The organism is Pseudofrankia sp. EUN1h, assembly GCF_001854645.1.
In the GTDB taxonomy this organism is placed as follows: domain Bacteria; phylum Actinomycetota; class Actinomycetes; order Frankiales; family Frankiaceae; genus Pseudofrankia; species Pseudofrankia saprophytica.
The window spans coordinates 124174-146271 of sequence record NZ_MBLN01000048.1; the positions used below are offsets into that span (position 1 = coordinate 124174).

At 73.7% G+C, this 22098-nt stretch carries 14 protein-coding genes; 9 read left to right on the forward strand and 5 right to left on the reverse strand.

The window, feature by feature from the left end:
* The first annotated feature begins 108 nt into the window (after window positions 1-108).
* On the forward strand, window positions 109-867 hold the full coding sequence (locus BCD49_RS14310; protein WP_007517051.1) for an FkbM family methyltransferase: 759 nt from the start codon (window positions 109-111) through the stop codon (window positions 865-867).
* 30 nt (window positions 868-897) lie between these two features.
* Window positions 898-2601, forward strand: a complete 1704-nt coding sequence (locus BCD49_RS14315; RefSeq protein ID WP_232794004.1) for a hypothetical protein — start codon at window positions 898-900, stop codon at window positions 2599-2601.
* 111 nt (window positions 2602-2712) lie between these two features.
* Here the strand turns inward: BCD49_RS14315 and BCD49_RS14320 are convergent, their stop codons facing one another.
* Window positions 2713-3540, reverse strand: a complete 828-nt coding sequence (locus BCD49_RS14320) for a methyltransferase domain-containing protein (protein ID WP_007517047.1) — start codon at window positions 3538-3540, stop codon at window positions 2713-2715.
* A gap of 484 nt (window positions 3541-4024) precedes the next feature.
* Between BCD49_RS14320 and BCD49_RS14325 the strand changes: the two genes are divergently transcribed.
* Window positions 4025-5326 (forward strand): aminotransferase class I/II-fold pyridoxal phosphate-dependent enzyme, encoded by a 1302-nt coding sequence (locus BCD49_RS14325; RefSeq protein ID WP_051466810.1) that lies wholly within the window; start codon window positions 4025-4027, stop codon window positions 5324-5326.
* Between the two features lie 66 nt (window positions 5327-5392).
* Here BCD49_RS14325 and aat read toward each other — a convergent pair whose 3' ends face one another.
* Together aat and BCD49_RS14335 are read right to left on the reverse strand one after the other, a co-directional pair.
* Window positions 5393-6253, reverse strand: a complete 861-nt coding sequence (aat, locus tag BCD49_RS14330; protein WP_071041563.1) for a leucyl/phenylalanyl-tRNA--protein transferase — start codon at window positions 6251-6253, stop codon at window positions 5393-5395.
* Window positions 6250-8544 (reverse strand): putative bifunctional diguanylate cyclase/phosphodiesterase, encoded by a 2295-nt coding sequence (locus tag BCD49_RS14335; RefSeq protein ID WP_007517042.1) that lies wholly within the window; start codon window positions 8542-8544, stop codon window positions 6250-6252. Before BCD49_RS14335 ends, aat begins: the two co-directional genes overlap by 4 nt.
* A gap of 755 nt (window positions 8545-9299) precedes the next feature.
* On the opposite strand from BCD49_RS14335, the gene BCD49_RS14340 reads away from it, so the two are divergent.
* The 6 genes from BCD49_RS14340 (at window position 9300) to BCD49_RS14365 (ending at window position 17437) form a co-directional block, all read left to right on the forward strand.
* Window positions 9300-10172 (forward strand): LLM class F420-dependent oxidoreductase, encoded by an 873-nt coding sequence (locus BCD49_RS14340; protein ID WP_071041564.1) that lies wholly within the window; start codon window positions 9300-9302, stop codon window positions 10170-10172.
* A 181-nt stretch (window positions 10173-10353) separates the two neighbouring features.
* Window positions 10354-11679: an MFS transporter gene (locus BCD49_RS14345; protein WP_007517037.1), complete on the forward strand. Its 1326-nt coding sequence runs from the start codon at window positions 10354-10356 to the stop codon at window positions 11677-11679.
* Window positions 11680-12074: 395 nt separating this feature from the next.
* Window positions 12075-13034 (forward strand): response regulator transcription factor, encoded by a 960-nt coding sequence (locus BCD49_RS14350; protein WP_071041565.1) that lies wholly within the window; start codon window positions 12075-12077, stop codon window positions 13032-13034.
* A gap of 7 nt (window positions 13035-13041) precedes the next feature.
* Window positions 13042-14460 (forward strand): sensor histidine kinase, encoded by a 1419-nt coding sequence (locus BCD49_RS14355; protein WP_027140463.1) that lies wholly within the window; start codon window positions 13042-13044, stop codon window positions 14458-14460.
* A 230-nt stretch (window positions 14461-14690) separates the two neighbouring features.
* Window positions 14691-16316: an esterase-like activity of phytase family protein gene (locus BCD49_RS14360; protein ID WP_007517032.1), complete on the forward strand. Its 1626-nt coding sequence runs from the start codon at window positions 14691-14693 to the stop codon at window positions 16314-16316.
* A 149-nt stretch (window positions 16317-16465) separates the two neighbouring features.
* The gene (locus tag BCD49_RS14365; protein WP_232794006.1) at window positions 16466-17437 is read left to right on the forward strand and encodes a TAXI family TRAP transporter solute-binding subunit; all 972 of its coding nucleotides are present in this window, start codon (window positions 16466-16468) and stop codon (window positions 17435-17437) included.
* Between the two features lie 47 nt (window positions 17438-17484).
* On the opposite strand, the gene BCD49_RS14370 is transcribed toward BCD49_RS14365, so the two are convergent.
* Window positions 17485-18669, reverse strand: a complete 1185-nt coding sequence (locus tag BCD49_RS14370) for a hypothetical protein (protein ID WP_007517029.1) — start codon at window positions 18667-18669, stop codon at window positions 17485-17487.
* Window positions 18666-22034, reverse strand: coding sequence for an AAA family ATPase (locus BCD49_RS14375; RefSeq protein ID WP_071041566.1), 3369 nt, complete (start codon window positions 22032-22034; stop codon window positions 18666-18668). Before BCD49_RS14375 ends, BCD49_RS14370 begins: the two co-directional genes overlap by 4 nt.
* Between the last annotated feature and the right edge of the window lie 64 nt (window positions 22035-22098).

The following is a 22098-nucleotide window of genomic DNA, read 5'->3' on the forward strand; positions in this document are numbered from 1 at the left end:
TGGAAGTCGCGACGKGCCACCCGTCACTGGCGGACAACGATCGGCTCTGGGCGCGCGCGGCGGCGTTCTCGGCCAGCGGCTGTCTCATCGCTTGAAACGGAGCTGTCCATGGAACTGAAAAGTGCCCTTGCCGAGCGCATCCCGGACCGGGTCTTCGCGACCACTGTCGCCTACGCGCACCGACGGTTCGAACCCGTTCTCGGCCTGGTCAAGATGTTCGTTGGACCGAACCAGACCGCGCTCGACGTCGGCGCCTGGTACGGGCCGTGGACGCACTGGCTGGCCCGCGCCGCGAAGTCGGTGGTGACGGTCGAGGCCAACCCGGAGCTCGCCGACTTCGTGCGGCGGACGGCGCCCCCCAACGTGACCGTGGTTGGTGCCGCGGCCTCCGACGAGGCGGGGACGGCCACCCTCTGGCTGCCACCGGGCGGCAAGGGCACCGAGGGCCGGGCTTCGCTGCACCAGCAGGGAGACTTCGGCCGGTCGACCGAGGTGGAGACGATCCGGCTGGACAGTCTCGACGTGTCCGACGTCGGTCTCGTCAAGATCGACGTGGAGGGGCATGAGCTGGCGGCGCTGCGCGGCGCGGAGGGCATCGTCCGGCGCTGGAAGCCGAATCTCATCGTCGAGGTCGAGGAGCGGCACTCGCCGGCCGCCGACACCCTGAGCCTGATCGACAGCTGGGGCTATGAGGGCATTTATCTGAAGGACGGCCTCTGGCAGCCGCTGGCGGACTTCGACCTCGTCGGGCACCAACGCGCGATGGCGGACGTCGCTGGGCAGAGCTACCTGCGCGCAATCATCAGCAAGACCGGTGACCGTTATGTGAACACGCTGGTCTTCCGTCCCCGCACCGGCAAGAACTGAGCCGGTCGAGCCGGTCGAGAAGAGCAGGGCGTGAATCCGGTTCGGCGATCAGACGGCGTTCAACCGCGCCCGGCCGCGCGGCAGGCGACGACGTCCGCCGCGCCGGGATCCAGCGGTGGGCGGCCGCCCCGGCGCGGCCCCAGCCGCCGGCTGCTCGTCGGTGCCGCCGGTCTCGGAGCCGCGATCGCCGGCGCCGGCACGGCGGCGGTGCGCGTGCTGGGCCCCGAGAGGCAGACGGCGGCCGGGTCGGGGCCGCTGACCGTCTACGGGGCGCCGGGGACGTTCGGCCAGCTGGCCGATCACGCACCGGCGGTCACGATCGACGTGCCCGGATTCGGGTTCGGCCCCGGCCAGGCCGCCTACATGACCACGGTGGCCGCCGATGGCACGGTCTTCATGAGCACCACCCCGTTCACGGACGACCAGACCCGGCCGACCGGGTCGACCATGGAGCTGGCGGTCTTCGACCAGGCCGGGCTCCGGTTCAGTCGGCTGGTGATCCCCTCGACCGCGGGGCGTACCGCGATCTCCAGCCCGGACCCGGCGAAGCGGGGCATCGGCGGCGCCGACGTCAGCGACGTGCTCGTCGTTCCGGATCCCGAGGGCGGCGAGCGGTTGGTCTTCGTCTCGGCCGTGCCGTTCCACGGCTGGAACGTCCTGACCGAGGGGGAGTACCCGACCTTCGGACAGCTGCGCCCGGGACCCAGCAGGACCTGGCGGTACGACCGGTCGCTGTCCCTGACGGCCGGCGAGCTGGCGACGCGGACCGGGAGCCCCACGGCCGCCCAGGCCTTTCCCATGGCGGGTGCCCTCGCGCCGCGGTCCGCGCGCGGGCCGGCTTCCGTCGCCCGGCTGCCGCGCTCGGGTCACCTCGTGGTCGCGCAGTACTTCGGAGACCCGCTGACCGGCACCCAGTCCGGCGCCCTCGCCGTCCTCGACCTGACGGGGCGGCTGCGCGCGTGGTGGCAGTATCCGCCGACGTCGCCGGTGGGCATCCGGGTCGTGGTCAACCCGCGCGAGGTCGTCGCCGACCCGTCCAGCGAGCCCGACGACGAGCGGTTCGTGCTCATCAGCGACTGCCGGGATGAGGGCGGGACGTTCCAGCCCTTCCCCATCCAGGAGTTCTCCTACTCGGCCACCGCCGGGCGGATCGTCCCGAAGAGCACCGCGGTGCGCGCCGTGCAGGACTGGTCCCGGATGGAGTCAGCCTGTTTCGACTCGGCCGGGAACCTCTACGTGGCACGCACGAAGGCGGACGGGCTGCGCGCGGACCCCATGGCCGTGTACCCGAAGCTGGGCCGGGAGCGAAGCCTGGTGCTACGGGCGCCCGCCACCGGTGACTGGACCCAGTCCTTCGGCATCGAGTGCCGGCCCGAGTATCTGGTGGCGGGAACCGGCCGCGGCGGCCTGGTACGCAGCCTGACGACCGATCCGGCGACCGACACCATCCTGCTGGTCGGGCTGGACGGGCTGCTTCAGGCGGTTCGGCCCGAGGGCGCCGGCAAACAGATGACGTTCTCGATCAAGGCCACGGTCGACACGGGCTTGACGAAGCTGCGGGGGCCGACGACCAGGTACGTCGGGGTGCGGCGCGGCGGCGTCGACGCGAAACGCCGCATCCTGTGGCTGCCCGTGAACCAGATGGTGCTGGACGGCCTCACGTGGCCCTATCCGCCGTTCAAGCTGGACCAGTGGCTGATGCGGGTGGACCTACGGGTGCTGCTGGGATCCTGACCCGGTGCTTCGGTTCCGGTTCCGGTTCCGGCCCGCCRCCCGCCGTAGCGGCGGGCCACCGCCTCGTCCGGGCGGGCCACCGCCTGGTCCGGGGGGTCAGCCCGTCCGGTGTCAGATCTTGCGGAGCACCAGGAGCAGGTTCCAGGTGACGAGCTCGCGCAGGCCGGGCACCTTCAGGATCGGCTTGGACCAGTCGGGCAGATACCGCGGCAGGGCGTCGATGACGACGACGTCCTGCCGGGAGCGAGCCCACGCGAGGGTGTCACCGACGTACGCGGCGAACATGGTCTCGCCGAAGATGTTCTTGGGTGGCTCGCCGTTGACCCGCTCGTAGCGGGCGAGCGCGCGGTTGCCGCCGAGGTAGTGCCACGGCGAGGTCTCGTGGCCGCCCCACGGGGACAGCCAGGTGCAGTAGCTGAGGTAGATGAGCCCGCCGGGGCGGGTCACCCGGACCAGCTCCGAGCACATCTGCGCGGCGTCCGGGACGTGCTCCAGCACGTTCGACGTGTAGCAGATGTCCAACGAGTCGGTCCGGACCGGCAACGCGAGCGCGCTGCCCCGGATCCGGCCCGGGACGTCGGTGACCGCGAGCTCCGAGACGTCCGGCTCGACCCAGCAGTAGCGGGCGCCGGCCTCGAGGAACGCGTCCCGGAAGTAGCCAGGGCCGCCACCGACGTCGAGGACGTCCTGGCCGGCGACCGAGGTGTACCGGGACAGCTGGCGCACCGAGTCCGCGGCGATGAGCCGGTAGAAGCTGGGCGGCGGGTCCACGGGCTTCTTGCGGTGCTCGGAGAAGAGCGTCCAGGAACGACGCAGACCCCAGCCGTTGTACGGCACGGAGGGCAGCGCCGCCGCCCGCGGCCGGGCCGCTCCCGGCGCCGCCGACTCGGCTGTCTGCGCCGTCGGGGCCGGTAGCGGATCTGGGGCCAAGTCAACCATAGGCGGACCCTAACACCCGTCCGGCGCGCCGAATGCGGTGGGCAGGGTCACCGCGGAGGCGGTCCGCCGGAGGTTCTCGCCGCCGCCCTGACAGCCTCAGCCCGGACTGTCGCGGCGTGAGATCGAACTCAGCGTAGGCCCTCCTTCGCCGAACCGTTCGAATGTCTTTCCCGGCGGTCGGCCGTCGGCGGCCGGCCGCCCACCTTGGCCCACCTCGGCGTTCGCGCGGTCGCGGCATCGTCGACATCGGACGGACTGTCGTTGATCAGACTGCGGACGGATATCTATAGACGTAATTGGTACCCTTCGCTATCGTTGAAATACGTAAAGCCTGATTTGCCACAAGATTCGTATCGCCCGTATTGCCCGGACCCGCGAGACGATCTATGCCCGCGCCGGGGCCATGCCGGTGGTCACGCAGGGGGTGATCGTGTTCGTGTCCGCGCGCACAGTCGAGGGCCCGGCATCGGTGGCGGTCCCGACCATGAGGAGATCGCTCGCACCGGCCTTCGGCCGGGTGCTGGCCCAGCCGCCGGGCGGCCTCGCCGAGATGCACCGGCTGCGTGGCCGCGTCCCGTTCTGGGACCCGGTCGTGGACGAGATCGACGGCCGCCGCATCCGGGTGGGCGACCACTGGCTGATCGACTTCGCCTCCTGCAACTACCTCGGCTTCGACCTCGAACCCGAGATCAGCGCGGTCGTCCCCGAATACATCGCCCGGTGGGGAACCCATCCCAGCTGGTGCCGGCTGGTCGGTAACCCGCGGCTGTTCGGGGAGATCGAGACGGAGCTCGCCGAGCTCCTCGGCGCCGAGGACACCCTGCTGCTGCCGACCATCAGCCACATCCACATCTCCGTGCTGCCAGCGCTCGCCGGGACCGGCGCGGTGTTCCTGGAGCTCCGGGCTCACCAGACGATCCACGAGGGCGCCCGGATGGCCGCGGCCCGCGGGGCCCGGGTCATACGCTTCCGGGAGGAGAACCTGGCTGGCCTCGCCCGCAAGCTCGCGGCGAGCGACCGCTACCCCCGCGTCATCTGCGTCGACGGGGTGAACAGCATGACCGGCAACGGTCCGCCGCTCGCGGAGCTGGTCGAGCTCGCCCGCCGGTACGACGCGGTGCTCTACATCGACGACGCCCACGGCTTCGGCGTGCTGGGGGAGCGGTCGGCCGACGAGCTCTCGCCCTACGGATCGCGGGGCAACGGCATCGTCCGACACCTCGGCGGCGACTACGACGGGGTGGTGCTCGTCGGCGGTTTCTCCAAGGCCTACTCGTCGCTGTTGGCCTTCGTCGCCTGTCCACCCGAGATCAGGCATTTCCTGCGGATCACCGCGGGGCCATATACATATTCAGGCCCGCCGCCGGTGGCCTCGCTCGCGACCGCGCAGGCGGGTCTGCGCTTCAATGCCGCCCACGGCGACGAACGGCGAGCCGAGCTGTACCGGCGGACGGCGCGGGTGCTCGACGGCATCCGCGCGCTCGGCCTGAACACGCTGAACACGACCGGGTTTCCGATCGTCGAGGTGCCGCTGGCCGATCCCGACCTCATCGAGCCTCTCGGGCGCTTCCTTTTCGAGCAGGGCATTCTCGCCACTCTCGTGCCGTACCCGATCGTGCCGCGTGGCGAGACCGGCTTCCGGCTCTCGGTGACGGCGGTCAACACGGACGAGGAGATCGAGGAGCTGCTGCGCGTCATCGCCGCGGCGGCGGACCGGTTCCCGCTGCGCCGGGTCGCGGACGACGAGAACCCGGCGGACGGCTCCGACGACGATCCGGCGGTCTGATACGTACCGGCGGCGGGCCGGGACAGGGCGCCGAGGGCGGGCCACGAGCCCGGGGCCGAGCCCGGGCTAGACAGCCGGTGGGGGCGAGGCGACCGGTGGGACCGGATCCGCGGGCGGCGGGTGAAGCAGCCGGGCGACGGGCAGCCGGTCGGTGACGAGGCGGACGTCGTCGTCACGGACCGCCCGCAGCGTCGCCAGGTAGTCGTCCCGTGGGATCTCGACGGCGCCGAGCCGGCCCAGGTGGTCGCTGGCGATCTGTACGTCGAGCAGCCGGCCGCCCGCGGCGGCGAACCGGGCGTCCAGGTCCACCAGCGCGACCTTGGAGGCGTCGGTCTCGCTGTGGAACATCGACTCGCCGACGAAGAMCCCGCCGACCAGGATGCCGAACGCGCCGCCGGCGAGCTGGTCGCCCGCCCACACCTCGAGGCTGTGCGCCCAGCCGAGCGCGTGTAGCCGGGTGTAGCCGGCCCGCAGCTCGTCGGTGATCCAGATTTCGGGCGCGGCCCGCCGGCAGCGGCTGACGACCTCGTCGAAGGCCTGGTCCATCGTGGTCGTCCATCCGCAGGACCGGATCCGACCGCGCAGCGACCGGGTGGTGYGCACCGCGCCGACCGGGATCACCGCCCGCGGGTCGGGGCACCACCAGGGCAGGTAGCCCGGCCGGGGCCGACGCCCGAGCCCGCGGCCCACCGCGCGCAGCGCGAGCGCGAGCTGGCRCAGCTGCCCGGCTGTCCGGTCGTCGGGCTGGTCGTCATCGGTCTCGTCCTCGGTCGGCCAGGGGAACACGCCGGCCCGGTAGGCGCCGATGAGCGCGTCCGGGGTGGCGCCACCACCGAGCGCCACCGGCGCGTCGGGCGGCCCCTCGGTCAGCGGCAGCGTGTCCCACCAGCTCGGGCCGGGTCGGGCTGGCCTAGCGGTGAGGCTCACGGCCCCGCGACGGTGCCGGGAGGCCCGGCGGGCGTCGCGGCCGCGGTGAGCCTCGCGGTGATGAGCTCGGCTGGTCCGGGCTCGCCGACGTAGAACCCCTGGGCCAGGTCGCAGCCGAACTCGCGCAGCAGCGCGAGCCCCCGCTCCGTCTCGACCCCCTCGGCGACCACCCGCAGGCCGAGGTCGTGCGCGAGGTCGACGGTCGACCGGACGATCTTGCGGGCCACGTCGTTGCACTCCAGCCGGCTGACGAAGAACCTGTCCAGCTTGAGCACGTCCACCGGGAAGTCGCCGGACAGGTAGGCCAGCGTCGAGTAGCCGGTGCCGTAGTCGTCCACCGCGATGCGCACGCCCAGATCGTGCAGCTCGGTGAGCACCGCGGTGGCACGGGCGCGGTCGAGCATCAGCGTGGTCTCGGTGAGCTCGAGCTCGAGCGCGTCGGCGCCAAGGCCGTGCGCGGCGAGCAGGCCGAGCACATGGTCGGGGAAGGCCCGGTCGAGCAGGTCGGTCGCGGAGATGTTCACCGCGGCCGTGACGTCGAGGCCGGCGGAGCGCCAGCTCGCCAGCTGGGCGCACGACTGGTCGAGCACGGCGGTGGTCAACGGGCGCATCAGCCCGGCGTGCTCGGCGAGCCGCACGAACGAGTCGGGGGCGAGCAGGCCGCGGTCCGGGTGGTTCCAGCGGGCCAGCGCCTCCACCGAGCGGATCCGGCCGGTGGCGATCTCGACCTTCGGCTGGAAGTGCGCCTCGATCTGGTCGCCGCTGATGCCGACCCGCAGGGCCTCGGTCAGGGTGAGCTCGATCAGCGACGCGTCGGCGGCCCTCGGGTCGTAGTGCTCCACGCCGGTGTGCCGCTTCTTGGCGGCGTACATGGCGATGTCGGCGCGCCTCAGCAGCTCGTCCGCGTCCGCGGCCTGGTCGGGGTAGACCGCGGCGCCGATGCTCGCCGCCACCGGGATCGTGAGCGTGCCGACGTGGAAGTCGCCCTCGAGTGCCGCGCGCACCCGGTCGGCGACCAGGTGCGCGCCGACGCCGTCGGTCCGTTCCAGCAGCACGGCGAACTCGTCGCCGCCGAGCCGCGCGAGCACGTCCCCGGGGCGCAGCGCCGTGGCGATGCGCCCGCCGACCTCGATGAGCACCTCGTCTCCGACCGGGTGACCGAGCGACTCGTTGACGAGCTTGAACCGGTCGAGGTCAAGGAGCAGCAGGGCGAGCGAGTGCCCCGCGCTGGCCGCGCGGGTGATGGCCGCGCGCAGCCTCTCGTCCAGCCCGCGCCGGTTGGGCAGGCTGGTGAGGTCATCCGTGAGTGCCAGCGCCTTGGACTCGGCCAGCCGTTGCATCTCGACGAACGTGAGGCCCGCCCGCGCGAGCGCGGCGATCACCGTGCAGGCCGCGAGCAGGACGGCGGCCAGCGGCAGGCGCACGGTCGGCCCGGCCACCAGAATGCCGAGCGCGGTGAGGGCGAGCACCGTCGGGATGAGCATGATGCCCCAGCCCGCGGCCCTGGCCGGAGGCTGGCGTGGCTGACGCTGCCAGGCGGCGAACGCCAGCAGCAGCTGGGACAGCGCCCACAGGACGTCCGACGGGCCGCCGGGGGAGAAGCCGCCCGCGGTCGCCGTCTGGGAGGCCAGCGCGGTGTCCGCCGCGACGAAGCACAGCAGGCCGCAGCCGAGCAGCCACCACACCCGCCCGGCGCGGCGGCCGAGCAGGCCGAACACGCTGAGCACCAGCAGCGCGAGCAGCAGGTCGGCGAGCGGGTAGACCAGCGCGATGAGCAGGTCGCCGAGCCCCAGCTCGGGCTCGCGCCTCTTCATGACCACGCCGAGGCCGGTGGTGAGCGCAGCGACCCCGAGCAGGCCGATCAGCCCGTCGAGCAGCAGGCTCCTGGGTAGCCGTAGCAGGCGGTGGCGCAGCAGCAGGATGACGGCCGCGTAGCACGCCGGGTAGAACGCCAGCCAGCCGGCGTCGATGACAGACGGCGGGATGGCCTGCTGTTTGCCCTCGACGACGTACCCGGTGAGGGACGAGCAGAGCGTGGCCGCGCCGTAGAGGAGCAACCCACCGCCGAGGATCGCCCAGGGCGCCCGGTCGCCGCGGATGAGGACGGCGCGCAGGACGCACAGCAGGCCCACCGCGAGGCTGAACGTGTTGCGCAGGGGCCAGGCCATCACGTCGAGCCAGGGCGCCGCGGTGAAGCCGGCGGCCGCCAGCGTCACGGCCGCGACCAGCAGCAGGAGCTGGCCGACGCGGATCATCCGGTACCGGCGCGACGGGGGCCCGGTGGTGATCACCTCGCGCGCTCGCCGTCGCCCGCGCCGACGTCGCGTGGTCGTCCGGTGGGCGGCGCGATCCGTGCGGACACCCGTGCCTCGGCCGCGGCGACCCAGGAACACCGCCCGTCGTTGAATCGCCGGACCTGGTGACGGGCGGGCCTCGACATGCGGCAATTGTCGCCGATTCCGGCGAGAACCAGAGGGTCGGTGTTTCCCCGGCGATAATGGCCTGTTCGCGCGTTGGGCGAAGTTAGCGTGCTGAATGCGTTCTGGACGACCTCTGTCACTGGTCGGCTTCTCGTTGTTTGCTTCACGGTCATCGACGGCGGGTGTCGCTGGTACGGGGCGTGGCGGGTGGCTGGCGTGGACAACCCGCCGGGGGGATAGGCGTCCGCCCGTTGGGCCCCGGGCCGCGGCTCGGATCTCGGCACCTGGCCTGCAGCACGACTGACGGGCCGCGCCTGGTCCGAGGGGCTTGGCGCGGCGAAGCGGGTGCGGCGAAGGTATCGGCGCGGCGACGTCATAGTCATGGCGGGCATAGGGTCGTGGGCAGTCGTGCATCTCGGTCGGTGTGCCCCGGCCGGGATACCCCGCCCGCCGTCGAGCATGCGCGGGCCGTCAGGGCCTGGCCCGGGCAGAGAGCACCACCCGCCGGGCACAGGCCGTGGGCGGCCGCGCGGCGGTGCACAGACCCCTGACCACGCAGGTCGGGCGCTCGGCGTCCGACCGGCGAGCGCTCCGGCGCCCGCCCACCCGGAGAAGGGCCACGCCTGATGCGGATTGGACTTCAGATCCCCGACTTCACCTGGCCCGGCGGGCCGGCGCGGCTCGGCGCGGATCTGGCCGAGATCGCGAGGACCGCCGACGCGGCCGGCTTCGACAAACTGGCCGTGATGGACCACTTCTTCCAGATCGCGTTCGTCGGCCCGCCCGAGCACGACATGCTGGAGGCCTACACGACGCTGGGCTACCTGGCCGCGATCACCGAGCGCGTCAAGCTGCTGACGCTGGTCACGGGCACCGTCTACCGGCAGCCCGGCGTCCTCGCGAAGACGATCAGCACGCTCGACGTGCTGTCGGGCGGGCGGGCGTGGCTGGGCATCGGCGCCGCCTGGAACGAGGAGGAGGCGGCCGGCCTCGGGATCCCGTTCCCGCCCGTCGCGGAGCGGTTCGAGCGGCTGGAGGAGACGCTCCAGATCTGCCTGGCGATGTGGTCGGACGACGAGAGCCCCTACGCCGGCAAGCACTACCAGCTGGCTCGGCCGCTGGACGTGCCGCGGAGCCTGAGCCGTCCGCACCCGCCGATCATGATCGGCGGCGGCGGCGAGAAGAAGACGCTGCGGCTGGTGGCCCGCTACGGCCAGGCCTGCAACCTCTTCTCCGGCCCGGACCTCGAGCACAAGCTCGCGGTGCTGCGCGGGMACTGCGAGGCGGTGGGGCGCGACTACGACGAGATCATCAAGACGGCCTACTACGCGTTCGACCCGGGCGAGGGCGGCAAGAACGTCGGCGCGATCCTCGCCGACCTGGAGCGGCTGGCCGCCCTGGGCATCCAGGAGGTCATCGGCGGGGTCACCGACGTGGTCAGGATCCGCCCGCTGGAGATCCTCGGCTCCGAGGTGATCGGCCAGGTGGCCGACCTGTAGCAGGGAGACGGCTGACGTCGTGGGGGCACCGGGTGGCCGGTATGTCCGGCATGCTGGATTGGTGACCTCCGCGCCCGAGCAGGCCCCTCGACCAGCGTCCTCGAAGCCGGAGGGTCCCAGGACGCCGCGGACGCGGCGATCTCAGGCCCTCCGGCTTCATCGCGCCTGGGTGGTGGCCGCGGTGGCGTTCGTCGCGCTCGTCGGGGCCGCCGGGTTCCGCGCGGTGCCCAGCGTGTTCATCCTGCCGCTGCAGGAGGAGTTCGGCTGGTCCCGGGCGGCCGTCTCCTCGGCGGTCTCCGTGAACCTCGTCCTCTACGGGCTCACGGCGCCGTTCGCCGCGGCTCTGATGGAACGGTTCGGGATCCGGCGGGTGGTGGCCGTGGCGCTGCTGCTGGTCGCGGCCGGCAGCGGGTTGACCGTGTTCATGACCGCCACCTGGCAGCTGATCGTCTGTTGGGGCGTGCTGGTGGGCCTCGGCACCGGCTCGATGGCGCTGGTGTTCGCCGCGACGATCGCCGGCCGGTGGTTCGAGCGGCATCGCGGCCTGGTGGTGGGTGTGCTCACCGCGGGCGGAGCGACCGGGCAGCTGGTCTTCCTGCCGGTGCTCGCGGTGCTGGTCGACCGGTACGGATGGCGCGCCGCCGCGCTGACGGTCACGGTCGCCGCGGCGGCCGTGATCCCGCTCGTCATCGCGGGGATCCGTGACCATCCGAGCGACGTCGGCCTGCGTCCCTACGGGGCGGCGCCCGAGCCGGAGCCCTCGGACCCGGCCGCGCTCGACGCGTCGGGCAGCCCCAAGCCGGCGGTGGGCGCGGCCCGGGCCGCTGGCGCGGCGCTGACCGGGCTCGCCACCGCGGTCAGGAGCCGGGCGTTCTGGGCGCTCGCCGGCGGGTTCTTCATCTGCGGCATGAGCACCAACGGTCTGATCGGCACGCATTTCATACCCGCGGCGCACGACCACGGGATGCCCGAGGTCACCGCCGCCGGGCTGCTGGCCGTCGTCGGGATCTTCGACATCGTGGGGACTGTGGCGTCCGGCTGGCTGACCGACCGCTTCGACAGCCGCTACCTGCTCGTCGCGTACTACGCGCTGCGTGGGCTCGGGCTCGCGGGGCTGCCGCTGCTGCTCTCGTCCGAGCCGCATCCCAGCATGATCGCCTTCATCGTCGTGTACGGGCTGGACTGGGTGGCGACGGTGCCACCGACGATCGCGCTGTGCCGGTCGGTGTTCGGGCCCGAACGTGCCCCGGTGATCTTCGGCTGGGTGTTCGCCTCCCATCAGCTCGGCGCCGCCGTGGCGGCCGTCGCCGCGGGCTGGGTGCGCGAGGCCACCGGCACCTACACGGCCGCCTGGTATGGCGCGGCGTTCCTCTGCCTGGTGGCCGCGTTCCTGTCCGCGACGGTCCACGCCGGGCCGGCGGACGCCTCGCCGCGCGGGCGACCAGCGCGCCGCCGGGTCGCGGTACCTGTCCCGGCCGACGACACGTTGCCGGCTCCCGCCGGCTGAGCCGACATCCCCAGCGCCGGCTGGCGGAAACCCGTCCGGGCCGCTGGTCGGCGCATCCTGTCGCCTTTCCTAATCGTGGATCCCCATTGGCGGTCGGGAATGCGGAACAAGATGTCGCCAACCACCGCGGCCGGGAAAATGGCTCGGACGGCCCGGTTCGGCTGAGCGGCTTTATCCCAGTGGTGACCGCGGTTCGCCGGCAGGCGGCCGGCCATCCACCCGGACGTGGTCTTGAGCTACGTGCGATCCGAATTAACGTGACGCGGGAGCACGGCTGGCGGGAGTGCTAGCTTGTCGAGGCAGGACGGGCGGCGCGACGATGGGCCGGCCGCGGCGGTGATGCCAGGAGGGCGGGCCGCGCGTGGGCGCGCGGCGTCGCCGGACGGGAGTGCCCCATGCGGTTGTTGATCGTGGAGGACGATGACCGCGTAGCTGCGGCGCTGTCCAGCGTGCTCGGCCGGCACGGCTTCGACATCGTCAGGGCCCGCACCGGGGCGCGTGCCCTGGACCTCATGCACACCCGGCCCGATCTGGTGCTGCTCGACCTCGGACTGCCCGACCGCGACGGCTTCGAGGTCTGCGGCCGGATCCGCAAGGTGTCCAACACCCCGGTGATCATGGTGACGGCGCGGACCGAGCTGTCCGCCCGCATCCACGGGCTCTACCTCGGCGCGGACGACTACATCGTCAAGCCCTATGACCTGCGGGAGCTGATCGCCCGGATCCACGCCGTGGTGCGCCGCTCCCGGCCCGACCCGCTCGCCCCCGCCGAGGCCGACACCGCCGCCTACCCGGGCGGGGCGGCCACCCGGCCGGACGGTTCTGCGCCCGCCGGATCGGCCTCGGCGATCCGGCAGGGGCCCAGAGCCGGCGGCGCGAGTCCGCAGGGTTCGGCCGCCGGCGCCGGTGTGGTGGAGGTCGGTCGGGTCGTCGAGACCCGCGGCCTGCGCATCCAGCTCGACAGCCGCGAGGTGACGGCCGACGACGGGCGGGCCGTCGTCCTGACCCGCAAGGAGTTCGACCTGCTCGCCGAGCTGGCCAGGGCCCCGGGCGTGGTGTTCCGGCGCGAGCAGCTGATCAGCGAGGTCTGGGGCTCGTCGGTGCAGTCGGCGTCCCGCACGCTCGAGGTCCATGTGGCCTCGCTGCGCGCCAAGCTGGGTGACCCGTGCGTCGTCCAGACGGTCCGGGGCGTCGGCTACCGGCTGGCGGCGGCGGGCGCGCCGGCGCCACCGCCTGCCAAGGTCGCCCAGCCGGGCGCGACCGCCGCCGTGGCAGCGGTCGAGCAGGATGTGGACGTCCCAGAGCTGGCCKCCTCGGCGGCCGCGGCCGCCGTGAAACGCCGCCGGCGGGCCTGACCGTCCCGTGCGCGCCAGGCTGTTGGTGATCCTGCTGTCACTGATGACCGCGGCGCTCGTCGTGCTCGGCGTCCCGCTGGCGCGCAGCATCGCGGAGGGTCGCCAGCAGGCGATGTTCTTCGACCGGCTCGGCGACACCACCCGGTTCGCCGGCATGGCCGGGCAGAGCCCCGGGCCAGACGGCACCCGCGCGCTGGCCGGCGAGCTCGTCCGCTACGACCAGGTGTACGGCGTCGAGGCGATCGTCTACGGCCGCGACGTCATCGTGCGCGCGGCCTCCCGACCGGTGCCCTCCATCCCCGACCCCCGGGTGCGCGCGCAGCTGAACGCGGCGCTGCGCGGGCGGGCGGGGGAGAACCCGGCGCAGATCTGGCCCTGGCAGGACCGGCCGCTCGTGATCGCCGAGCCGGTGCTCTCGGGCGGTGACGTGATCGGGGCGGTGCTGACCGTCTCCCCGACCGACCGGCTGCGCGGCCAGGTGCTGCGCCGCTGGCTGCTGCTCGGCCTCGGCGAGATCGCGGCGCTGCTGCTGTGCCTCGCGGTCGCGCTGCGGCTGACCAGGTGGCTGCTCGCGCCGATCGACAGCCTGGACGCGGTCACGCACGCCATCGCCACCGGCCAGCTGTCCACCCGGGTCTCGGAGCGGGTCGGGCCGCCGGAGCTGCGCCGGCTCGCGAGCGCGTTCAACGAGATGGCCGACCACGTGCAGGAGGTGATCTCCCAGCAGCGGGCGTTCGTCGCGGACGCGTCCCACCAGCTGCGCAACCCGCTGTCGGCGTTGCTGCTGCGGATCGAGAACATCGGGCTGGGCCTGCCCCCGGAGTGGCTCGACGAGCTGGAGGAGACCAGGACGGAGGGCCGCCGGCTCACCGAGGTGCTCGACGAGCTGCTCGCGCTCGCCCAGGCCGAGCACGCGGCCACTCGCCCGGCACTGTTCGACGTCGCCGCGGCCGCCCGCGAGCGGCTCTCCGCCTGGCGGCCGGTGGCGACGTCGCGGCAGGTCGTCCTCGTCCAGTCCGGGTTGTCCGAGGCCATGGGGTACGCCGACCGCACGGCGATCGGCAGCGCCCTCGACGCGGTGGTCGACAACGCGATCAAGTTCTCGCCGGCGGGCTCCGCCGTGGAGGTGGCCGTGGTCCGGGACGCCGACTCGGTGCGGGTGGTCGTGCGCGACCAGGGCCCCGGCGTCGCGCCCGACGAGCTGCCCGCCGTCGGCCGGCGATTCTGGCGCAGCCCGCGCAACGTCAACGTCGGCGGCTCCGGGCTGGGGCTGAGCATCGCCATCGCGCTGCTGGGCGCCTCCGGCGGAACCCTGTCGGTCGCGCTGGCCGAGCCGACCGGGTTGGCCGTGACGCTGCGCGTCCCGCGCCGTCCCGTCGCCGCTCTCGCGGCCGCCGCACCCCTGGTGAAGGTACCGGCCTCCTGACGTCCCGGTTCCGCGTTTGGCTGGCGGCCGGGTGACAGCGGGCTCGACACGGAGCCCGGCCTGGGCCGCCGCCCGCCGGGCTCGTCGCCCAGGGAGTCCCGGCAGGTCGAAACAACACGTTTTTACCGGTTAACCATCGCTCCACCCCGGGGACCGGCGCTGGCCATCGGCGAGATGGAGGCTCGCCGACGGCGTGCCGTCGGGCACGCGACGGACAGTGGGGGAACTGGATGAACCGCATACGTCTCACCTCGGCCGCGGCGGGGGCGGTGGCCGTCGCGCTGCTGGGCGCCGGCGTCGCCCAGGCCGGTGGCGACGAGCCGCTGGCGAAGGACGACAGCTATCAGGTCCAGGCCGGCGGCACGCTGACCGCCAGTGGCCACGGGGACAGCATCCTGCGTAACGACAAGGGCAAGAATCTAGCGCTGGTAACGAATACCAAGCCGGCCAATGGCACGCTCGCACTCGACCCGGACGGCACGTTCACCTATAAGCCGAACCCCGGCTTCACCGGCACGGATTCCTTCTCCTACACGGTGAGTGACGCCGTCACGCGGTACGACACGCAGCTGCCGCCACTGGCGACGATCGGCGGCGTGAAGATCGGCGGTGGGGCGTATGGCTCCGCGCTCTACCCGGCCCCGCGCGGCGGCAACGACGAGTTCTACGGCATCACGGACCGCGGCCCGAACGTCGACGGCCCGAACGGCGTGAAGGTCGAGCCGCTGCCCGACTTCACCCCCGCGATCGGCAAGTTCCGGCTCAAGAACGGCGTCGCGACGCTCGAGGGGTCGATCCCGCTGCGCGCGGCGGACGGTTCCCCGTACAACGGCCGGGTCAGCACTGAGGCGACCACCGGCGAGACGATCCTGGACCTGAACGGCAACACGCTCGCGGCGAGCCCCTACGGCTATGACCCCGAAGGCATCGTGGCGCTGCGGGACGGCACCTTCTGGATCTCCGACGAGTACGGCCCGTACATCACGCACTTCGACGCGAACGGCCGGCAGATCGGGCGGCTCTCGCCGTTCGACGGCTCGCTGCCCGCGGAGCTGAGCAACCGTATGCCCAACCGCGGCATGGAGGGCCTGACCATCACGCCCGACGGCGACACGCTGGTCGGGATCGTGCAGTCGGCGCTGCAGCAGCCTGACCTGTCCGGGAAGCCGGTGAACGTCCCGCCGCTGCGGATCGTGACCTACGACCTGCGGACGAAGGCCACGCACGAGTACCTCTACCTGCTGGACGACCCGAAGGTGAACGCCGGCGCCGTGTCGGAGATCACCGCGCTGTCCAACAGCACGTTCCTCGTCGACGAGCGCGACGGGAAGTTCGAGCCCGGGGTGTTCAAGCGGTTCTTCAAGATTGACCTGGCCGGCGCGACCGACGTCGGCCCGAAGGCCAACATCCCGGGCGCCACCTACGCCGCCAGCAAGGGTGGCCTGCTTCTCGGCTCGGCCCAGAAGACCATCGAGGGCACTGTCGGCGAGTCCACCACCGCCGCCGCGCTCACGACGCTGACCGCCGCCGGCATCACCCCGGTGAAGAAGTCGCTGTACGTCGACTTCGCCGGCCTGGTCAGCACGCTCGACCCGACGGGTGGCTTCTTCGGCCACGACAAGGTCGAGGGAGTCGCGACGACGGACGGCGGCAGGACGCTGGTCGTCGCCAACGACAGCGACTTCGGCATCTCCGGCCTGACGAACAGCGCCGCGCCGTTCCAGCTCAAGGCGAAGGTCCTGCCGAACGGCAAGCAGGACGACGGCTCGTTCCTGGTGGTGGACGTGTCCAAGCTGGACGGCAGCTACTCCAGCACCGCCACGGTGACCATCACCGTCACCACTGGCAAGAGGTAACCCCGGCAGACAGGCGTCCCCGTGGCCTGGCTGGCAGGCGCCAGCCAGGCCACGGCCTGCCGTCCCCAAGCACCCGCCGGTATCGTCGTCCAGACATGCAGCGGTTACGGCTGGGGCGTCCGACACGCGGGTGGCTGACGCGTCGGCGCGTGCTCACCGTCGTGGCCGCCGCCACCGCGGTGCTCACCGGCATGGCCATCACCGTCGCGGCGGTCGCCAGGGACGAGCAGGACAACCAATACCGGCACGGCACGATCATGATCCTCACCGGCGGAACCAAGGGCATCTACTACACCTACGGGGTGGAGCTCGCCGCGGCCGTCAACCGCCGCCTCGGCGGGGTGCAGGCGCAGGCGATGGCCACCACGGCGTCGGTCGACAACGTGCGCCAGGTCGCCCGGTCGGCGAACGTCTTCGCGTTCACCGCTGCCGACGCCGCCTCCGCGGCCGTGGCCGGGCGGGCGCCGTTCACCCACCAGGTGCCGATCCGCGCACTGGCCCGGATCTACGACGACTACGTGCACCTGGTGGTCCGCGCGGACGCCCCGATCCATACCATCGCCGACCTCGCAGGCAAGCGGGTGTCGGTCGGCTCGGACGGGTCGGGCACCGAACTGATCGCCGAACGGATGCTCGCCGTCGCGGGGATCGACCCGGCGACGCTGAGCACCAGCCGGCTCGGCATCAACGAGTCGGTGGTCGCGCTGCAGGACAGTGACCTCGACGCGTTCTTCTGGTCAGGCGGCCTGCCGACCACCGGTATCACAGAGCTTGCCCAGCAGACCCCGATCCGCCTGGTCCCGCTCGGCCAGCTCGCCGCCGGTCTGCACGCCGAGTGGGACCCGGTCTACCGCTCCGGCGCGATCCTCGCCGATACCTACCCGCTGGCTGGCGACGCCGTCGACACGCCGACGGTCGCCGTGCCCGACCTGCTCATCACTCGTGCGGACACCGATCCGGGGCTGGTCGAGGAGGTGACCAGAATCCTGTTCGACGCCCGCGCCGAGATCGCCGACCGGGTGCCGGTCGCCTACGCGCTGGACCGGCGCAGCGCCATAGCCACGTCACCCATCCCCCTGCACGACGGCGCCCTGCGCTACTACCGGGCCACCAAGAGCTGAGAACGCCGTCGGCCGACGACCGCGCGGACGTCAGCCGGTTCGCGCCGTCAGCCGACGGCGGCGCGGCGCAGGGAACGGTAAAGGAGCTGGGCGTCGCCGAGGCGGCGGCGCAGCGCCCGCTCGAGCCCCGCGATGGGGTAAAGGTTCTGGGGAGCGCGGCCGTCCTTGAACTCCTGGGAGGCGAACCGCGGCAGCACCGCCTGGCTCAGGTCCGCGAGCGCGACCGCCTCGTCCAGGGCCAGGTCGGCTCGGCACTCGACGCGGGCGACGCCGGCCCAGGGAGCGCCGGGCCGGCTGGGAAGACGCAGATACCAGCTGAACCGGTCCCAGCTGGCGTCCCGGCGGTTGTTCAGCAGGAAGATCGGCGTGCGTTCCGCCCGGTCGAGCGCCCCGACGACTGCGTGCTGCGCCGCCGGCAGGTACTGGGTGTGATGGGTCTTGACGAAGCCCAGCGTGCGGGGCAGGCGGGTCCGGCCGCGCAGCGGGCCGTCGACGACGAGCAGGTCGTCCGCCCGCCCGCCGGCCTGGTCGGCGGTGCGCTGGTCTGTGGGGTGCTGGTCGGTGGCGCCCTGGTCGGGCCACGGCTGACCGTCGGCGTCCACGCCGAACTCACCCGCGAGGGCGTCCGCGAACAGGGCGTCATCGTCGTCGATGGTCTGGATCAGCTGGTGGGCACGGCGCGCCTTGCCGGCGGTCCGGACCTCCAGCTCGAGCAGCTCCTGCTGCAGGGCCAGGGTCGGGCCGTCGGGGCCGTCCTTGGCCATCCTGACGCGGTACCGGCCGCCGCCGGTGCGCAGGTCGGTCGCGTGGCTGGCGGCGGTGAACAGGCCGCGGCGGACATGGGCACCGAGCAGGTGGGCGCCCTCGCCGCAGCAGCAGACGACGCCGCCGGCGTAGGAGGCGCAGATGGCCGGCGCGGCGGAGGCCGCCGCGGCACCGTCCGGCGCGAGGTCATGGATCCAGGCCCTCGCCTCGACCCGGCGCACGCCGTCCACGAACAGCACGGCGGAGGGCACGGCGACGGACCGAGCCCTGGCCGACGGCACGGCCATGGGACGCCACGCCGCGGCCCTGACCTCCAGGTTCACCTCGACGCGGGCGCTGGAGTCCGCGAGGTCGTCCCCGGCCACGCTGGTGCCGTAGCTCGGATCCCAGGCGTCGACGCTGAACCGCATGCCCCCGGCGGCCGACGGCGCCGCGGCCGGCGGGGTGAGGCCCGTGGTGGTCGTCAAGCGTTCTCCCTGGTGACGGTGGAGGTGCGCTGGTCGCGGCTCACCGCGAAACGGACCGGAACCCGTTCGGCCAGCGCACGGACGTGCGTGACGATGCCGACCATCCGCCCGGCGCTTCCCCCGCCGCCGCCGGCCAGGTTCTCCAGCGTGGTCGCGACGATGTCGAGCGTCGCGTCGTCGAGGGTGCCGAAACCCTCGTCGAGGAAGATCGAGTCGAGTCGGGTCGCGCCGGCCGCCGCCATCATCGTGAGCTGCGCCGACAGCGCCAGCGCCAGCGCCAGGCTGGCCTGGAAGGTCTCCCCCCCGGACAGGGTGCGTACCGGGCGCTCGGAGTCGGCGTCGGCGTGGTCGACGACGATGAACTCGCCGTCCGCGTGGGTCAGCTCGAACTGCCCACCCGACAGCTCCGCCAGCGTCAGCGACGCGTCGGCGACGAGGGTGTCGAGCGCCGCGGCGACCAGCCAGCGCTGGAATCCGTTGGAACGCAGCAACGTCCCGAGCTGGTGGGAGACCTGCTCCGCCTCTCGCGCCCGGGTCAGCCCGTCACGTAGCCCGGCGGCCTCGGCGCGCCGTTCGGCGATCCGGTCCCGGTCCGCCCTGGCCCGTTCGAGGGCCGCGGACACCGCGCGCGCCGCGGCGTCGGCGGCCGTGGCCGCGGCCGGCTGGATGCCGTGGGCCGCGAGCAGCTCGGCCAGCGCCCGTGTCGCGCCGTCCCTGGCCTGCCCGGCGCGGGTGACGGCGTCGCGCAGGCCCGGCAGGCGGCGCTCCCGCGCGGCCGTCCCGGCGCCGGCCCAGCCGGTGAGTGACGTCCAGCCGGCGAGCAGGTCGTCGACGGCCAGCGCCGGCGCGCCGAGTGCCACGACCTGGTCGCGGGCCCGGGCCAGCACGGCCTGGGCGTCCCGCAGCTCGTCCTGGGCACGGCGCAGCTCGGTGCCGGCGGCGTCGGCCTCCGCCCGGGTCGCGCGCAACAGCTGGTCGGCGTCCCTGGCCGCCAGCGCGAGCCGGTCCAGCTCGGCGAGCGCCGCCGCAACCTCGGCGGCCGCGGGGGCGTCGGCGAGGGCGGCGCGCAGCCGGGTGATCCGGGTGCTCAAGGACTCCAGCCGGCTCGCGACGGTGCGCTCGTCGTGCAGGGCCGCGACCTGGTCGCGTTCGGCCCGGTCCGCCGCCCCCGACGCCTGGCCGTGGGCGCGCTCGGCGGCGGCGTGGGCCTCGTGGGCGGTCGCCTCGCGGGCCGCCGCGCCGGCGAGCTGGGTCGTCCGCTCGGCGGCGAGCTCCCCAGCCCAGCCGACCAGCCGAGCCCAGCTTCCGGCCAGATCGGTCCCAGTCCCGCCGGCCCCGCCGGCGGGGCCGGCAGGATCGCCGGGCTCGTCGACCAGGCCGGGCGCGCCGAGGGCGACCAGCGGGTCGCGGGCCGCCGCGAGCTCCGCCCGCGCCCTCGCGCCCGCCGCCGCGAGCCCGGCGGCCGCCTGCTCGGCCGTGTCCGCGTCCTGGCGCGCCGCCGCCAGCTCACGCGCCGCCCGGGCGGCGGACTGCTCGCGACGGGCGATCTCGGCCAGACCCGCCGCGACGCCGTCCTGGTCCGGCGCGTCCGTGAGCGCGCGCCGTAGCTCGCCTTCGCGCTCGGTGAGCTGGCGCAGGCGAAGCCTGGCCTCGTACTCGGCCCGGCCGGCGTCGGCCGAGCGTCGTTCGGCGGCCTCCAGCTCCGCCCTGGCCGCGTCCGCCGCCGCGCGCGCCGACTCCAGCGCCGTCTCGTGACCGGCGGTGGCGGGCAGGGTGACGACCTTCTGCTCGCACACCGGGCACGGCTCGCCGGCGACGAGATGCGGGCGGACCGCGGCGGCGAGGTCGTCCGTCCGCGCCCGATCCAGCGCCGCGGCCGCGTCGCCGTGACCGCGCCGGGCATCCTCGACCGCCGCGATCGCCGCGGCCAGGGCGCCGCGCGCGGCCACGTGCGCCCGGTCGGCCTCGGCGCGCGCCGGCAGCAGCCGGTCGAGCTCGTGATGCGCCTCGCGGGCCCGTTCCAGAACGGCCCGGTCGGGAGCGGTGAGGAGCGCGGCCCGGGCGTCGTCGTCCGCCCGCTCCGCGGCCTGGCGGTGCCGCGCGGCCTCGGCGGCGGCGCGCTGGGCGGCGCGCAGCAGCCCCGCGACCTCGACGACACCCGGTGGGGTGCGTACACCGGCCAGCAGGTCGCGGTCGGCCCGCAGCCGGGTCACCTCGTCGGCCGCCTCCCGTGCCCGCCGGGCGGCCTCGTCCCGCGCGACTGCCGCGGTGTCCCGGGCACCTCGGGTCTCGGCGACCGCGGCGGTGACCCGGTCGAGGGCCGCGCGGGCGGCCGTGTGGGTGGCCTGGGCCTCGGGCTGGGCCGCGAGCAGCCGTCCCAGCTCGTCGTGGTCACGGCTGGCCTGTTCCAACGGGGCGCGTGCGGGCGCGGCCGCCAGGTCGTCGCGGGCCGCGGTGTCGGCCCGCTCGGCCGCCTGCCGGCGTTCGGCCGTCTCGGCGGCGGTCCGGCTCGCGCTGGTCAGCCGGGTGGTCAGCTCGGCGACGCCGGCCGGCGTCCGGACCGCCGCCAGCAGGTCCCGCTCGGCGCGGGCCCGGTCCAGCTCGGCGGTGGCCTCCTGGGCGGCGCCGGCCTTGGCGGCGACGTCGGCGAGCGCCGCGTCGACCAGGCCGGCGACCTCGACGAGCGTGTCCACCCGGCCGGCGGCGCTGGCCTCGGCCTCCTCGGTGGCGTCGCGGTAGCCGTCGAGCTGTCTGTCGAGCACCTCGGCGCGGTGGCGCTGTTCGGTCGCGCGGTTGTTGGCGGCGACGCGGATCTCGTCGTAGACGCCCAGGCCGAGCAGCTTGGTGAGGATCTTCTGCCGGTCCGCCGGCTTGGCGTGCAGGAACTCGGCGAAGTCGCCCTGGGGGAGCACGACGCAGACGCAGAAGTGCTCGAAGCTCAGGCCGAGCAGCGCCTCGACGGCCCTGCTCACCTCGGAGTCCGCCGCGACCACCTCGGTCTGGTCGCCGGGGGCGCCGAGCCCGGCCGGGTCGGCGAGCTTCTCCAGCCGGGCATTGCGCACCGTGACCCCGCCGCTGGCCATCCGGCGCAGCTCCCTGGCCGCCACGAAGCGGCTGCCGGCCGCGTCGAACACCAGCCGCACCGTGCCGCGCGCCACCGTCGGGGCAAGGGCCAGCGACACCATCCGCCGGTCGTTCCACCGGGGCACCGAACCGTAGAGGGCGAACGTCATCGCGTCGATGACGGTCGACTTGCCGGACCCGGTCGGCCCGACGAGCGCGAAGTAGTCAGCATCCGCGAAGTCCACCGCCACCGGGTCCCGGAACGAGCCGAAACCGGCGATCTCCAGCAGCACCGGTCGCATCAGCTCTCTCCTTCCGGCGCCCGTCGGCCCCCGGCGGCCTCCCGACCAGCGACGACGACCGGGG